The organism is Acetobacter papayae JCM 25143 (genome assembly GCF_000613285.1).
Classification (GTDB): Bacteria; Pseudomonadota; Alphaproteobacteria; order Acetobacterales; family Acetobacteraceae; genus Acetobacter; species Acetobacter papayae.
The window spans coordinates 1-13605 of record NZ_BAIN01000059.1; the positions used below are offsets into that span (position 1 = coordinate 1).

Genomic DNA, 13605 nt, shown 5'->3' on the forward strand with positions numbered 1-13605 from the left:
CTGTCGGGCCTGACCCCGGTGCGTTCTGGCCCCAACTGGCGCTAATGGCCGCCGCTGCCATGGGCGGCGGGGCTTTTGCGCGCCTTTCGGCAGCATGGTAAGGATATATCCATGAATGGCCACGCCAGAGCGGCGTGGCGCAGGCCGTAAGGGTGCAGGCGGGAGTGTCGTGATGGTTGGAATCTCCTCATCCTCCCGGTTCCGCTGGTGGCGCGGCCACGGATTTTCCCGCTCGGGCATCTCTGCCCGGCGGGTCGATGCTGCTTGAGCAGGGCGAGGCCGGTATTTCGCCGCGCGATGGGCTGGTCTGGGGCATTTTCTGCCGTTTTGGGCATGAACCCGTAGAACTGGACCGCGAGGTGGTGCACCACCGTCTGATGACAGGTGCCTTCCCCCCCGAATTTGACGGGGAAGGGGGCTGGGCGTGGTTCCACTTCGATATCGTGCATACGCTCTCTCGCACCCAGATCGAAAATATTCCCTCCCTGCCAGAAGATGTGCGGCAGGTGCTAACCAATGTGGAGCGCAGCACCCGGCTGGATAGTGATGGGGATATTGTGTTTGGTGCACTCCCCGCGTTTGACGATACCTCCACCGATGATGAACGTAATGTCAGCACATGGCGCTTTGTGCTGGAGCCCGATCTGCTGCTGACAACCCGCCGCCACCCGATTCCGGCTCTGGGGGTGGTGTATCATGAACTCCAGCGCGGGCTTGTTCCGCGTTCGCCCGCCAAGGTGGTGGACCGCGCGCTGCTCGAATTTGCCGATACCCTACGGCGCGACTTCGCCCGGCTGGATGACCTGCTTGACCGCACTGAAGATGTGCTGCTCGATATCTCACGCGATACGGATCTGGGCCGGGTCAGCAGCCTGCTGGGTATCGTGCGCCGCCGCTCTACCGAACTGCGTCGCGTGCTGGCTCCGGTAGATCGCCTGTTTCGTGATGAGGAACTGGAACTGCCTGAATGGGCCGAGGATGATCTGAGCGATCGTTCGCAGCGGCAGGTTCACGCAGCGCTGGATGACCTTCTGGCCTTGCAGGACCGCGCGCGCTCCTTGCAGGATGAACTCACATCCAATCAGGCGGAAGAAACCAACCGGCGTCTGTATATCGTGTCCGTTGGCACAACACTGATGCTGCCGGCAACATTTGTAACCGGCTTTTTCGGCATGAACACGGGTGGCATGTTCCTGACCTCGGGCAACTGGGGCACGATCGATGCCGGTGGGCTGTGTTTTCTGATCATGCTGGGCACATGGCTGGTTCTGAAAATGACCAAGCTGCTCTAGGGCGGTTTTCTCGACACCCGTTCAGGAGCGTGGGGGTATGGGGTGCGCGAACGCTCCCCATACTGTAGCCGCTATTCTGTTGGCATGGTGGCCATGTCCGGTGCCCAGCCGCCTGGTACCTTGCGAAAGAGCGGGCAGCTGACAGGAGCATGCACCAGTGCCGGGTAATCCGCCGAGGCATCGCCCAGCGTTTTCTGCCACACATTGGTTTCCTTGATGGCGGTAATGACGCCTACAACATTGCCGCCCAGTTTTTTCATCAGCTCAAGCTCGGCCAGCACCGTGCCGCCGGTCGAAATCACGTCTTCCACCAAAAGGATGCGTTTGCCTTCCAGCCGGGAGAGCATGCGCGGGTCTATAAAAACCGTCTTGGGTTTGAGCGGGCTGGTAATGGAAACAACCGGGGTGGATAGCTCATCCTCGAACCAGAATTTGCGCGAGTAAGAGAGCGGCACATAGTGCGGGTGGCCCAGCTTTTTGGCCACGGAGGCCGCCAGCACCATACCCAGCGTTGGCATGCCCACCACAATATCGGGGGCCAGCGGGCGCGCCAGATCGGCCATGGCGGTGCTGAGCCTGTCTTCCAGATCGAACGAGTTTTCCGTGATGCACAGATACGCAATGGCGGTGCTGAAATCATCCGGCAGAGCGAGAAAAGGCAGTTCAGCCAGTCTCCATCGGGTAGTTTTACGGGAAAGCTGTTCTGATAGGGCGGGGGCGGCAAAGCGGGCATGTCGGCGGCGGGAATGATCCTGTCGCCGTAGGAGCCACGGTTCTGATAATGCAGTTTTCCGGTCATGGCGGGTCTTTTCTCTTGGTGCGGATGAGTCTGGACGATGGTCCATAAGAACAGGATCACTCGGTGCGGGCAAGAACGTAACTATATCGAAATGAAAAGGAAGGCGTGGATGACCCGCTCTGCCATGCAAAGACCAAAATCATGCTGTAGCCGCAGGGCGTGCGGCTTTTCTTGCGCCTGTCCGGGGCGGGGTATAGTGCCAGTCGGGTATGACCGGCCCGGTCGGGTGGGTGTCCGGCGTGTCATGCACACGGTTGCTGGTGGGCCATTCAGTCATAGGGCCCGGCCAGTTTCATGCGAAGGGTGGATCAAGCAGCATGGCAGCCAGCCAGTGCCGCAGGCAGGTGCGGGAAGAGCGGAAAATGGACACGCCACACGGGGCTGAACGCTCTGTGGGCGGCAAACTCGCGCGTGCGTTCATGGCGCTGGGTCTTTTGTCCGTACTGGCGGCCTGTGCGGGTCATCCGGGTGAGACCGTATCCATGCCGGTGGAGGAGGAAGCCGCCCGTTACCGCGCCCATGCCCGCGCCTATTATACGCCACCCGGCCCGCCGGAAGACCCATGGGGGCCTTACGTGCATGAGGCTTCGCAGAGATTTGACGTGCCAGAGCCATGGGTACGCGCCGTGATCGTGCAGGAATCGGGCGGGCGGCTGTTCCATAACGGCCAGCTTGTTACATCCGGCCCCGGTGCCATGGGGCTGATGCAGCTTATGCCCCCCACATATGATGAAATGCGTGCCACCTATAGTCTGGGAGATGACGCCTACGAACCGCATGACAACATCATGGCGGGCACGGCGTATATCCGTCAGCTTTATGATGTTTACGGCTCTCCGGGGTTTCTTGCAGCCTATAATGCCGGCCCGGGGCGGCTGGAGGATTTTCTGACCCGCAACCGCACCCTGCCGCGTGAGACACGCAATTACGTTGCTTCCATCGGGCGGCGTATTGTGGGGGTGTCGCCCAGCAACCGCTCACAGGCGGATCTGCTGGTTGCCAGCCACGACCCCATGGCCCGTGCCGCCGCCCGGGCGGCGGGGCCGGCGAGTGCGCATGAAATCAGCGCCGTGCAGACTGCATGGAGCCATAAAGGTGCGGTGGAACAGCCCGTGCAGGTGGCAGACGTGATCGGTAACGATACGGCGTCCCCCGATACCGCTGCCAGTAGCAGTGCCGCTTCCGATAGTGCGGCGGCGGTGCGCGCTGCATGGGCAAGCCGTATGGCTTCATCCCAGAGCGGGGCAGCGGCTCCTGCGCAGGATGCCGCTTCTGCTCCCGTGCAGGTGGCGCAGCTTTCGGGTGCTGACAGTGCGGCGGAACAGGCTGCCCCGCAGGATGATGCCGCGGTCGATACCAGCCCGGTGGCCGCACCGGATACGCGTGCGGGCACATCGTCCGGCTCCGGCTCGGGGACGCATGGGGTGCATTTCGGGCTGTTTCCCGCAGCGCAGGCTGAGCCCGTACCGCTCATGACGCGGCAGGCCCGTGAGAGCGGGCTGCATAATTGGGCCATTCAGGTTGGGGCGTTTGGTAGCGCGGCATTGGCGCAGCAGGCTACGGGGCAGGCCCGCCAGCGGGCACAGGTGCTGCTTGCGCAGGCCCGCCCGCAGGTGGCACCGGTTCCCGGCCGTGGTGGCAAGCTTTATCGCGCCCGGCTGGTTAACCTGTCGCATGGTCAGGCACAGGATGCCTGCCGCAAGCTGAGCGGCTGTGTCGTAATTTCGCCCGGCTCCAGATCCTGAGGCATTGAGGCCGTAACGGGGCTTGGGTGTTATAACGCTATTTTTTCTTGCACAATCCGCACGGTAGGCTTTTTAGCATTCCATTAATGCGCATCAGCTGCGGTGGGCATAGTGTTCGGGATGAAAGCATGTTCATTCAGCCTCTGGTGCCTGTCGGGCATAGCCTCCTTTTTTCTTTCCTGCTGGCTGCTTCTCCTATTCTCGTAACCCTGTTTGTCATGGGGGTGCTGCGTCGTCCGGCGTGGCAGGCCACGCTGGGAGGGCTGATTGTCGGGCTGGCCATGGCCGTTGGCGTATGGGGGCTGCCTGTTAGGCTTGCGGCCGCCAGCATCAGCAACGGTGTCGTGTTTTCGCTGCTGCCGGTTATGTGGATCGCACTTTCTGCGCTGCTTCTGTTCAACGTGGCTATGAAGAATGGCCGGTTCGACGCTTTTCGGGGCTGGATTTTGCGCCATGTGCCAATGACCGGCGTATCATGCTGGTGGTGCTGGGCTTCTGCTTCAGTGCAGCGCTTGAAGGTGTGGCCGGGTTTGGCACGCCGGTGGCCATTACCAGCGCCTTGCTGATCATGCTCGGCTTTCCCGCCCTTGATGCCCTGACCTATGTGCTGATTTTCAATTCAGCGCCCGTGGCGTTCGGAGGGCTGGGTATTCCCGTAACGGTGCTGGGCTCCATTACCGGCCTGCCGACAGATGTGCTGGGGGCGACAATCGGCCGCCAGCTAACGCCCTTTGCCTGTCTGATACCTTTTTACGTTATGGCCCTGTATGGCGGCTGGCGCTCCATCCGGCAGACATGGCCGGTGCTGCTGGTGGCGGGTGGCAGTTTTGCCCTCACCCTGCTGCTGGTTTCGGGGGCTGGGCTGTACAGCCTGAGCAACGTGCTGTCTTCCAGCGTGTCGCTGGTGGCGACTATCGTGTTCCTGAAACTCTGGCAGCCCGAGCCTGATGCCGCTCATGCGATCGACCTGACGGCTCTGGAGCAGACCGAGAGTACGGCAGCCGCAGTGCCGCTGTGGCAGGGCTGGATTCCGTGGGTGACGGTTATTGTGGTGGTAATCGCGTGGGATGCGCTGCATGTCGCGCATATTGGTGCCACCCCCATTCACTGGCCGGGGCTGGATAAGGCGGTTTATATCTCGCTCTACAACACACCTTATGCGGCGGTATGGAAGTTCGAGCCACTGGGCACGGGCACGGCCATTCTGGTGGCGACACTGATCACAGCCCTGCTTACGCGCACGACACTCGCGCAGTTTGGTGCGGCGTTTCTGACAACGCTGCGTCAGGGCTGGCTTGCCGTGGTAACCGTGGCGTTGACGATCGGCCTTGCCTATCTCATGAACTATTCCGGCATGACCTATACTCTGGGCTATGGCATTTCCTCCGTGGGCATGGTGTTCCCGCTGGTGTCGGTGTTCCTTGGCTGGATTGCGGTATTCCTGACCGGTAGCGATACTTCGGGCAATGCGCTGTTTGGCAACCTTCAGGTGGCGGCAGCACACCAGCTTTCGCTCGACCCGGTTCTGTTCGCCTCGGCCAACTCATCTGGCGGTGTCATGGGCAAGATGATCTCGCCCCAGAACATTACCACCGGCGTTGCGGTAACTTCTCTCAAAGGGCAGGAAGGTGTGGTTCTGGCCCGTACTTTCCGCCACAGTCTGGTGCTGACATTCAGTATCGGCGTTGTGGTGGTGTTCCAGCAGTTTGTGCTGCGGTAGCGGGCATTAAAAACAGGCTGGTGGACAGGGTGGTTTTCATCATGCCCATCAGCGGGTCGGGTTGGTTTCAGTCCCGGTTGCGTAGGGCGTGCAGTCGCTTGTGTAGCCCGTCGGATAGTCTTTGCGCTCTTCTGGCTATCTGCACCCGTAGCGGCTGCCCCACATGGCGGCTGGGGGGGCGGGCCCCTATACGGGATTCAAAATCCTGCCTCTGATGCACCGGTAAAGGCCTGACAATATAAGGCGTAATGCCGTTTTCCCAATACCGGTCCATGGTCTGGTCTATGGGCATGAAAATGCGCTGCCCATAGCGGAGCATATGCTCAGCCCCTTCCCGGCGGATCAGGTAGGCGCCAAAACCCAGCACATGCGTATGCAGGCGATAAAGCCCTGCATTATGGAGCTGTTTTACACATTCGCCTTTGAATTTGGTCGTCTTTGCCTCACGCACGCGACCGCGCAGGGATTCGAAGCGTACCGCCAGCCATGGGGGGGCTGGATCGGCAATCAGTTCGTTGATAATGGCCGGAAATGCCGGACTGATTTCAATATCGTCCTCCATGATCAGGGCAACCGGTATGGCCTCGCGCACCATGCGTTCGTAAAGGCGGTAGTGGCTCAGATAGCACCCGATTTCGGTATCCATCATTTCAACGCCGTAGATACGCAGGGCTTTCTGGCGGTCGTATAGCGCGTAATCAGCCGTGCAGAGTGCACGGCCATTAACAGCGGGCACAAACTCCGCCTGCATGCCGAGTGCCTCAAGCTGCGCCTGCATATGGGCGCGCCGCGTGTGATCGTGCTCAAGATTGATGACAAAACTGCGAAGGAACGACACGCATCACCCCAGAAAAGACGGAACCATCCGGTTTTGAAGGTTATTTTTATCTGATGCAGGCGGGCAATGCACAGGCTTTCTACTGGCGGCTGTCGTATTGGCGCTGGGCTTCGAGCACATGCTGGATCTGATCTTCCGCCCAGCACAGCAGGGGGGCTATCCGGTTTGAGAGCGTCTCGCCCAGCGGGGTCAGGGCGTATTCCACTGTGACAGGCACAGTGGGAAAAGCCGTGCGGCTTACCAGCCGTCACGCTCCAGCTTGCGCAGGGTCTGGCTGAGCGCTTTTTGCGAAATTCCTTCGATTTCACGGCGCAACTGATTGAACCGGCATGGCCCCTGGCACAAAACCCGTATGATCAGCAGTGTCCATTTGTCTGCCAGCCGTTCAAACACCATTCTGGCCGGGCAGTTTTTTGCACAGACATTGTAATCATCAGCAGTTTGGGTGGCGGAGCTGGTGCTGGCGGACACGCTGTTTTTCTTTCGGCATGGTTACCGCGAGGTAACTTCTTGTTGGGTTGGTTTCAAAAATATACCATGCGGGCCGCGTATCCGTCGATACGTCTAACAGAGGCAGGAACGATCATGGCTAAAACGGTCATTGTTTATTTTTCAGGCTACGGCCACACAAAACAGATCGCGGTTGCGGCAGCACAGGCCGCAGGGGCCGAACTGGTTGAGGTCGATGCGGAAGGCAACGTGCCAGAAGCCGGATGGGCCACGCTGGATGCGGCGGATGCCATTATTTTCGGTGCGCCGACCTATATGGGCTCCGTGCCATGGCAGTTTAAGAAATTTGCCGATGCCACATCCAAGAAATGGTTTGCCCGTGCATGGCAGGACAAGGTGTTCGGCGGCTTTACCAACAGCGCCAGCCTGAATGGCGACAAGCAGGTTACCCTTATTTTCCTGCAAACGCTGGCATCCCAGCAGGGTGGTATCTGGGTCAGCCTCGGGCTTGCTCCGGCCAATACCAAAGCCGCTACCCGTTCTGACGTTAACAACCTTGGCGGGTCTGTTGGTGCTCTTGTGCAGAGCCCGGCGGATGCGAGCGTGGATGAAATTCCCGCAGGCGATGTGGAAACGGTTCGGCTGTACGCCAAGCGCGTGGCGGAAATCGCTACCCGCCTGCACGGCTGAAGCATAAAAAAAAAGCCGGGCGCGGCGAGTATGCCGCGCCCGGCCTGTCAGACCGGGGTCAGGAGCGGGATGTTATTCCCACTCAATGGTGCCGGGGGGTTTGGAGGTGATGTCATACGTTACGCGGTTGATGCCGCGCACTTCGTTGACGATCCGCCCGGCCACGCGGGTCAGGAAGCCCATGTCGAAGGGGTAGACATCCGCGGTCATGCCATCCGTGCTGGTAACGGCGCGTAGTGCGCAGGCCTGATCGTAGGTGCGGCCATCGCCCATCACGCCTACGGTGCGGACAGGCAGCAGCACGGCGAAAGCCTGCCAGATGGCATCGTACAGGCCAGCGGCCCGGATTTCTTCCAGAAAAACGGTGTCCACCTTGCGCAGCAGGTCCAGTTTCTCGCGTGTGAGCGCGCCGGGAATACGGATGGACAGGCCCGGCCCCGGGAAGGGATGACGCCCGACGATGTTTTCGGGAATACCCAGCTCACGCCCGAGGTCGCGCACTTCGTCCTTGAACAGTTCGCGCAGGGGTTCCACCAGCTTCATGTTCATACGCTCAGGCAACCCGCCCACATTGTGGTGCGACTTGATGGTGACCGACGGCCCGCCGGTAAAGCTGACGCTCTCGATCACGTCGGGGTAAAGCGTGCCCTGTGCAAGGAATTGCGCACCACCGAGCTTGGTGGCTTCTTCCTCAAATACTTCGACAAACAGGCGGCCGATGGTCTTGCGCTTGATTTCGGGGTCGGTCACGCCATCGAGCGCTGACAGGAAGAGGTCGGAGGCATCGCGGTGGATAAGGCGGATGTTGAACTGGCCCTGAAAGGTGCTCACAACCTCTTCGGCCTCGCCCGCGCGGAGCATGCCATGATCCACGAAAATGCAGGTAAGCTGATCACCAATGGCTTCATGGATCAGCACGGCCGCCACGGAGGAATCCACCCCGCCGGACAGACCGCAGATGACATGGCCGGTGCCGACCTGTTCGCGAATCCGCGCGATTTCCATTTCACGGAAACCAGCCATGGTCCATGTGCCCGAGCAGCCCGCAACATTATGCGTGAAGTTGCGCAGCAGGGCCGCGCCATGGGGGGTGTGTACCACCTCGGGGTGGAACTGCACGCCATACAGCCTGCGCCCTTCATCCGCGATCACGGCAAAGGGTGCGCCTTCGCTGATAGCCACAGTGCGGAAGCCCGGCGGCAGCGCGGTTACGCGGTCGCCATGGCTCATCCATACCTGCTCGCGGCCACCACGCGCCCATGCGCCACGGAACAGCGCACAGTCTTCGACGATATCGACAAAAGCGCGGCCGAACTCACGGTGGTCGCCGCTTTCCACTTCCCCGCCGAGTTGCTTGCACAGGGCCTGCTGCCCGTAGCAGATGCCCAGAACAGGCACAGCCATGTCGAACACGATTTCAGGAATGCGCGGTGCATCCGGGCCGTTCACGCTTGCCGGGCCACCGGAAAGAATGATGCCGCGCGGCGCGAAGGCCTTGATGCGTGCCGGGTCGGTGGTGAAAGGCCAGATTTCGCAATACACCCCGCTCTCGCGCACACGGCGGGCAATCAGCTGTGTCACCTGGCTGCCAAAATCCAGGATCAGAATACGATCCTGATGCAGGGTCTCATCCAGTGTGACAGAGGAAACAGGCGCGGTGGGGGCAGCGGACATGGGCTTGCTTGTCTTTCCAGGCGGCTTGGGTGACGGTACGGAACCGGGTTACCCTGCTTCATCTACAAGGGTGGTTCGCGGGCATCAACCAGCCATGGCGGGTTTACGGGTTACTTCGCTTTGACAGGGCCGGGTATAAAGCCATGGCATCCGTGCGTCACCCACAAAAACCACCAGCGGGCCGGACAGGGCTGTGGCCATGGCTTGCCCGCAACACCGAAGGGCCGCACAGTCGGGTGCGGGCTGCTGTCCTGTTTTCTGGTCTGAAGGGTATTGTCATGCTTCGTTCTTTCCTTCGCGCACGGGTGTTGCGCCGTGTTTCGCGCAAGGCCTGCGCCCCCATGGTGGGGCTTGCGGTTGTTCTGGGGGGCTGTGCAGCGGCTGGCGCACCGGCGCTTACCCCTGCCGCCCATGCAGCCAGTGCCGCGGAAGACCCCTATGGAGACTGGGTGGGCATGCTGGTGCGCGACAAGGGCAGCAACTGCCCAACCGCGGAAGAATCGCTGATGCAGATCATGCCCAAGCATATGCTGTTTGCCCCACAGACAGGCACGCTGGTTCTGCGCGGCGTGCCGGACAAGCAGAAGCAGCATTATCATGCCCAGCTTGTTTTGCAGGACAACAAGAACCACCCCGTAGTGCTGGTGTTTGAGGCCCATCCCGTGGGGGATACGTTCGAAGGCGTGTATGGCGCTTCGGACTGCCGGGCGCATATCACATTGAAAAGGCCGGAAAAGTAGAGAAAAGCGCGGTTTTTTCAGGCTTGTGTAAAAAAAATGAAAAAACTGCATTTTCGGGCTTGTCGGGTCGGTCAGGCTCCGCTAAAACCCGCCTCACAGTGCACCCGTAGCTCAACTGGATAGAGCACCAGACTACGAATCTGGGGGTTAGGAGTTCGAGTCTCTTCGGGTGCACCACAATTTTTCTTGAAAAATTGAGCGCTTTTTCCGGGTAAGCAGAAAATGCTTTTATCTGGCGAAAGCTTTTGCTCGTTCTGAGCTCGATGCCATTATTGGCACCGGCTCAGTCAGTGCGCGGGGTATCTGCCTCAGGGCGGTTCAATTTCCTGCTGCGGTTCGCCCATGCTTTGAGCATCGCCTAATGCGCCGGTGGCAAAGGCCAGACCGGCTGCGGCCATCAGCGAGGCGTAATACGCATCCGAGCGGCTGATATCCGCATCTGACAGGCCATTCCCCGCCAGTTCTGTCTGTGTGATTGAGCCCACCCCGTTCCGGTAAGCGGCAAGGGCTGCATCAAAACCGGTATGCGAGGCAACGGATAGTCTGGTGGAGGCCGTATAGGCGCTCAGGCTGGTGTGCAGCGCGTTTTCAGCCATGACAATCTGCTTGATGGAGTCATTGACGGTCTGCCGCAACGTGGCTTCCGCACTGTCGGACTGATCCTGCGCACGTTTGACGGCGGCGGCCCGCATGCCGCCATCAAAGATTGGTACGCTGATGCCCCCCAGCAGCAGGGTGCTGAAGCGGTTGCCGGACAGATTGAGGGTGGAGGTGGAATCACTGCCAGCACTGGGCATGGAGGTCAGGTTCATGCTGCCCGTGGCGTAGGAGACGTTGCCGGTCATGAAAATGCTGGGCAGGAAGGCGTCACGCGCGGCGGTAATGCGGTTGCGCGCTGAGCGCGCCGCAGCATAGGCGGCCAGTACATCGGGCCTGCGGGCTACGGCCTGTTTGACCATTTCATCGCTAAAGCGCACGTCTTCCATGGTTAACGGGCGGCCCGATACGTCCTCAAGCTTGATTTGCGATGAGGTGGAAGCCCCGGTCTCGCTCAGCAGGGCCATATAGGTGTTCTGCTCCTGCCCTTCGGCCTGCACCAGACGCAGGTTGACCTGAGCCGTGGCCTGCTGGGCCTGTGTGACATCAACAATCGTGCCTTGCCCCTGTTTCAGCCGGGCTTCGGATGCCGCCTGTATCCGCTTGGCGTTGTCCAGAGAGGTGCGGAGCAGCACAACACGGTTTGCAGCAGCGGCATGGGTATAGAACGCGATTGTAACCGCGTAGATGATTTTCTGATGTGTGGCGGTAAACAGCACGTTTGTTGCAAGCTGGAGCTCGCGCACGCTGCGGACAAGGGCTTCGCGGCGACCAAAATCGAACAGCAGCCACCGCAGGCCCAGTGTCTGAACCTCGCCCGTATTGGTGTTGTGGTGCTGGGGCGTGCCATCCGCGTTTAGCGAATAGGCGTTATTGATATCCAGCGCTGCGTTGTTGGTCTGCCCATCACTGTGGGAGATACCGCCCACTACGGTTGCGGTGAGGGTGGGCAGGTAGGTGCTTTTGATAATCCCTACCGCCAGTGCGGCATCGCGCGCCGTATTCCACGCCACACGGGTTTGCGGGTTGGAGGACTGTGCCGTGTCGATCAGTTCTGCCAGCGTGTAGGGGTGGCCGCCCTGTGGTGGCAGCAGGGGAGATTCGCCCAGTGTCACCACATGCGGGTCTGAGGGCAGGGTGTAACCCGGCGGGAGGGCCAGACCTTTTTTGCCGCCTGCATGAGCGGCCACGACACTGCCATCGGCTTTGGTGTCGGGCTGCCATGGCTGGTTGGGGGCGGTTGGTGCGGTTGCGAGTTCCGATGTGGCGCAGCCAGCAAGAACTGAGGCCAGAACCGCCATGAGCGGCAGGGTGGGGCGGATCCTCATGATGTCAGTTTTTCCAGTGCGGCAATACGGTGTACCGGATCGGGGGGCGTGCCTTCGAGAATATCGGTGCCAATCTGTTCGGCATCGGTAAAGGCGCTTTGCAGGGCATCAAGGTTTTTCATGCTCCGTCGCATGTGAAGCGGTTCCGCGAGGGCGTATTCAACCTGACGTTCGCCTTCTGAAAGGGCGGATTGCAGGCTGGCCATGACATTGGCCCGGGCCTGCGGCCCCACCGCCCGGCGCAGTTTTTCAAGCTGGGTGGTAACGGCCTTAAGGCAGGGAGCTATGCCAGCATAGGCGCTGGTGGGCCAGAATGTTGTAAACACGGCATAGGTTATGAAATTGCCCACCAGAATGCCAACTATACGATCCCGCGCGGTTGTCATGTCGGTTGTGGGGCCAAAGCCGCTTAGGTCGCTCAGGTAAAAGGCAAGGCCGATCTGAAAGCCCGAATAGGCAATGCGTTCATCAGCCGTTTTGATCCACGCGGCCAGAAGGGAAACAACGGCGACCAGAATAAGAAAAGCGGTAATGCCCTGCATGTGCGGCAATATGAAAATGATCGAAAGAATACCAATGGCCCCGCCGATACACGCCCCGACGATACGCAGTGTCAGTTTTGAGACCATCTCGCCCGTGGTGGGCAGGGCTACGATAAAGCAGGTGATGATGCAGGTATGAATGCCCGGCCAGTTAATGGAGCGGAAAAATACATAACTGATCATGACCCTGCCGTGCCTTTGACCGCAAAGCGCACATGCTCGGGGTTAGTGAAGGCATCGGCGGTGAAAAAACCGTCCTTTTTCTTTTTCTCGGTTTTGTCCGGGGCAGGTTTGGCTTCCGGCACGGTAAAGACCGTCAGCAGCGTGGCAATGGCCTGCAGGGCAGGCTGCCCGACTGGAATATTTGGTGCCGTGATATCAACCGGATAGCGGGCGTGTGAAAAAATATCCGCCATGTCTTCAAGGGTTGTTATCAGGCTCTGGGGGGCGGTGGCCCCTTCTGCCTGTGCCGCGTGCGCCAGAGCAAGCAGGGTTACGGAAGAATTCGCCGCCTGATGCAGGCAGGCGAGGTCTGATGGTTTCCACAGATATTCCAGCTTGGCCATGGTCAGCGCCTTGAGCATTTCGGCTCCCCCGGCGCGTAGTAGCAGGGCGGCGTGGGTCTGTTCCTTCGGGCTGGCGCCCCGTAGCAGCATGGCGCTGGTGCGAAGCGCGCGGCAATGCCTTCAGCCGCGACCTGCCGGGGCGAGGGGCAGATCAGCAGGCCCAGCACAACCATGACCGCCCCCGGCACCAGCAGGAACAGGTCTGTATACAGCAGCGCGCGGGTTATGATTTCCCCAATAGGGACTTCTTCCACCGCCACCAGACCATAAATGATGATAAGCCCCAGCATATAGGCGACAGGCTTGAGCTTGCTGGCTGATCCCAGAAAGAAAAAGCAGAAACTCAGTACCGTGATATACGCCACGAATATTACGGTGTGGTCCAGTGTCAGGCGCACTACGGCGTAAATGGCAGCCAGCAGCACAACAACAAGCAGGTTCAGCGCCACACCCGCCACAACATTGGTCACGCGGTCTTTCTGCCATAGTGCCAGTGCAACCAGTGCCGGCACGCCAAGGTCGGGCACCTGCCAGATTTCGCCCACCAGTACGGTGGCGGTGCACCCGGCGGCTATGCGCAGGGCGTAGCTGAGCCTGCCGGGGGCAGGGTCACGGATCAGCCCC

Annotated in this window: 13 protein-coding genes, 1 tRNA gene and 2 pseudogenes; 7 read left to right on the top strand and 9 right to left on the bottom strand. The window is 60.2% G+C overall.

All coding sequences use genetic code 11. From position 1 onward, the window contains the following. The first annotated feature begins 257 nt into the window (after positions 1-257). On the top strand, positions 258-1292 hold the full coding sequence (locus JCM25143_RS11865; RefSeq protein WP_051543302.1) for a transporter: 1035 nt from the start codon (positions 258-260) through the stop codon (positions 1290-1292). 71 nt (positions 1293-1363) lie between these two features. Here the strand turns inward: JCM25143_RS11865 and JCM25143_RS19195 are convergent, their stop codons facing one another. Together JCM25143_RS19195 and JCM25143_RS22405 are read right to left on the bottom strand one after the other, a co-directional pair. Then, positions 1364-2137: a phosphoribosyltransferase gene (locus JCM25143_RS19195; protein WP_051543298.1), complete on the bottom strand. Its 774-nt coding sequence runs from the start codon at positions 2135-2137 to the stop codon at positions 1364-1366. Between the two features lie 93 nt (positions 2138-2230). Beyond that, on the bottom strand, positions 2231-2368 hold the full coding sequence (locus JCM25143_RS22405; RefSeq protein WP_159101642.1) for a hypothetical protein: 138 nt from the start codon (positions 2366-2368) through the stop codon (positions 2231-2233). Between the two features lie 85 nt (positions 2369-2453). Between JCM25143_RS22405 and JCM25143_RS11875 the strand changes: the two genes are divergently transcribed. From JCM25143_RS11875 to JCM25143_RS19200, 3 genes are all read left to right on the top strand, one after another. Further along, positions 2454-3836, top strand: coding sequence for a lytic transglycosylase domain-containing protein (locus JCM25143_RS11875; protein WP_025861335.1), 1383 nt, complete (start codon positions 2454-2456; stop codon positions 3834-3836). 128 nt (positions 3837-3964) lie between these two features. Then, positions 3965-4402: an L-lactate permease gene (locus JCM25143_RS24840; protein WP_267879956.1), complete on the top strand. Its 438-nt coding sequence runs from the start codon at positions 3965-3967 to the stop codon at positions 4400-4402. Further along, complete coding sequence (locus JCM25143_RS19200) at positions 4312-5556, top strand: L-lactate permease (protein WP_267879957.1); 1245 nt, start codon at positions 4312-4314, stop codon at positions 5554-5556. Before JCM25143_RS24840 ends, JCM25143_RS19200 begins: the two co-directional genes overlap by 91 nt. Positions 5557-5623: 67 nt before the next feature. On the opposite strand, the gene JCM25143_RS11885 is transcribed toward JCM25143_RS19200, so the two are convergent. Together JCM25143_RS11885 and JCM25143_RS19205 are read right to left on the bottom strand one after the other, a co-directional pair. Then, positions 5624-6394 (bottom strand): glycosyltransferase family 25 protein, encoded by a 771-nt coding sequence (locus JCM25143_RS11885; RefSeq protein WP_025861336.1) that lies wholly within the window; start codon positions 6392-6394, stop codon positions 5624-5626. A 79-nt stretch (positions 6395-6473) separates the two neighbouring features. Then, positions 6474-6790: pseudogene (locus JCM25143_RS19205) on the bottom strand (winged helix-turn-helix transcriptional regulator). A 189-nt stretch (positions 6791-6979) separates the two neighbouring features. On the opposite strand from JCM25143_RS19205, the gene JCM25143_RS11895 reads away from it, so the two are divergent. Further along, positions 6980-7534 carry a flavodoxin domain-containing protein gene (locus JCM25143_RS11895; RefSeq protein ID WP_025861337.1) on the top strand — a complete coding sequence of 185 codons (555 nt, stop codon included), beginning with the start codon at positions 6980-6982 and terminating at the stop codon, positions 7532-7534. A 72-nt stretch (positions 7535-7606) separates the two neighbouring features. Here the strand turns inward: JCM25143_RS11895 and guaA are convergent, their stop codons facing one another. Next, a complete protein-coding gene (gene guaA / locus JCM25143_RS11900; RefSeq protein WP_025861339.1) occupies positions 7607-9208 on the bottom strand; it encodes a glutamine-hydrolyzing GMP synthase in 1602 nt (533 codons plus the stop codon). A 143-nt stretch (positions 9209-9351) separates the two neighbouring features. Here guaA and JCM25143_RS19210 point away from each other — a divergent pair, with 143 nt between their 5' ends. Together JCM25143_RS19210 and JCM25143_RS11910 are read left to right on the top strand one after the other, a co-directional pair. Continuing rightward, complete coding sequence (locus JCM25143_RS19210) at positions 9352-9948, top strand: hypothetical protein (RefSeq protein WP_025861340.1); 597 nt, start codon at positions 9352-9354, stop codon at positions 9946-9948. 100 nt (positions 9949-10048) lie between these two features. Next, a tRNA-Arg gene (locus tag JCM25143_RS11910) sits at positions 10049-10125 on the top strand. A gap of 131 nt (positions 10126-10256) precedes the next feature. Here JCM25143_RS11910 and JCM25143_RS11915 read toward each other — a convergent pair. The 4 genes and pseudogenes from JCM25143_RS11915 to JCM25143_RS25435 form a co-directional block, all read right to left on the bottom strand. Continuing rightward, on the bottom strand, positions 10257-11873 hold the full coding sequence (locus JCM25143_RS11915; RefSeq protein ID WP_025861341.1) for a TolC family protein: 1617 nt from the start codon (positions 11871-11873) through the stop codon (positions 10257-10259). Further along, positions 11870-12598 carry an FUSC family protein gene (locus JCM25143_RS25425; protein WP_408735037.1) on the bottom strand — a complete coding sequence of 243 codons (729 nt, stop codon included), beginning with the start codon at positions 12596-12598 and terminating at the stop codon, positions 11870-11872. The genes JCM25143_RS11915 and JCM25143_RS25425 overlap by 4 nt, the downstream gene beginning before the upstream one ends. Further along, the gene (locus tag JCM25143_RS25430) at positions 12595-12999 is read right to left on the bottom strand and encodes a hypothetical protein (protein ID WP_408735038.1); all 405 of its coding nucleotides are present in this window, start codon (positions 12997-12999) and stop codon (positions 12595-12597) included. Before JCM25143_RS25430 ends, JCM25143_RS25425 begins: the two co-directional genes overlap by 4 nt. Then, positions 12984-13605 (bottom strand): annotated as a pseudogene (locus tag JCM25143_RS25435) (FUSC family protein); the annotation flags it as partial. The pseudogene JCM25143_RS25435 and the gene JCM25143_RS25430, both read right to left, overlap by 16 nt.

Bases quoted from the DNA above. Each gene is read 5' to 3' on its own strand.
- JCM25143_RS19200 (WP_267879957.1), top strand. From the start codon at position 4,312: ATGCTGGTGGTGCTGGGCTTCTGCTTCAGTGCAGCGCTTGAAGGTGTG.
- JCM25143_RS19195 (WP_051543298.1), bottom strand. From the start codon at position 2,137: ATGGACCATCGTCCAGACTCATCCGCACCAAGAGAAAAGACCCGCCAT.
- JCM25143_RS11895 (WP_025861337.1), top strand. From the start codon at position 6,980: ATGGCTAAAACGGTCATTGTTTATTTTTCAGGCTACGGCCACACAAAA.
- JCM25143_RS25425 (WP_408735037.1), bottom strand. From the start codon at position 12,598: ATGATCAGTTATGTATTTTTCCGCTCCATTAACTGGCCGGGCATTCAT.
- guaA (WP_025861339.1), bottom strand. From the start codon at position 9,208: ATGTCCGCTGCCCCCACCGCGCCTGTTTCCTCTGTCACACTGGATGAG.
- JCM25143_RS11915 (WP_025861341.1), bottom strand. From the start codon at position 11,873: ATGAGGATCCGCCCCACCCTGCCGCTCATGGCGGTTCTGGCCTCAGTT.
- JCM25143_RS22405 (WP_159101642.1), bottom strand. From the start codon at position 2,368: ATGACTGAATGGCCCACCAGCAACCGTGTGCATGACACGCCGGACACC.
- JCM25143_RS25430 (WP_408735038.1), bottom strand. From the start codon at position 12,999: ATGCTCAAGGCGCTGACCATGGCCAAGCTGGAATATCTGTGGAAACCA.
- JCM25143_RS11875 (WP_025861335.1), top strand. From the start codon at position 2,454: ATGGACACGCCACACGGGGCTGAACGCTCTGTGGGCGGCAAACTCGCG.
- JCM25143_RS24840 (WP_267879956.1), top strand. From the start codon at position 3,965: ATGTTCATTCAGCCTCTGGTGCCTGTCGGGCATAGCCTCCTTTTTTCT.
- JCM25143_RS19210 (WP_025861340.1), top strand. From the start codon at position 9,352: ATGGCATCCGTGCGTCACCCACAAAAACCACCAGCGGGCCGGACAGGG.
- JCM25143_RS11865 (WP_051543302.1), top strand. From the start codon at position 258: ATGCTGCTTGAGCAGGGCGAGGCCGGTATTTCGCCGCGCGATGGGCTG.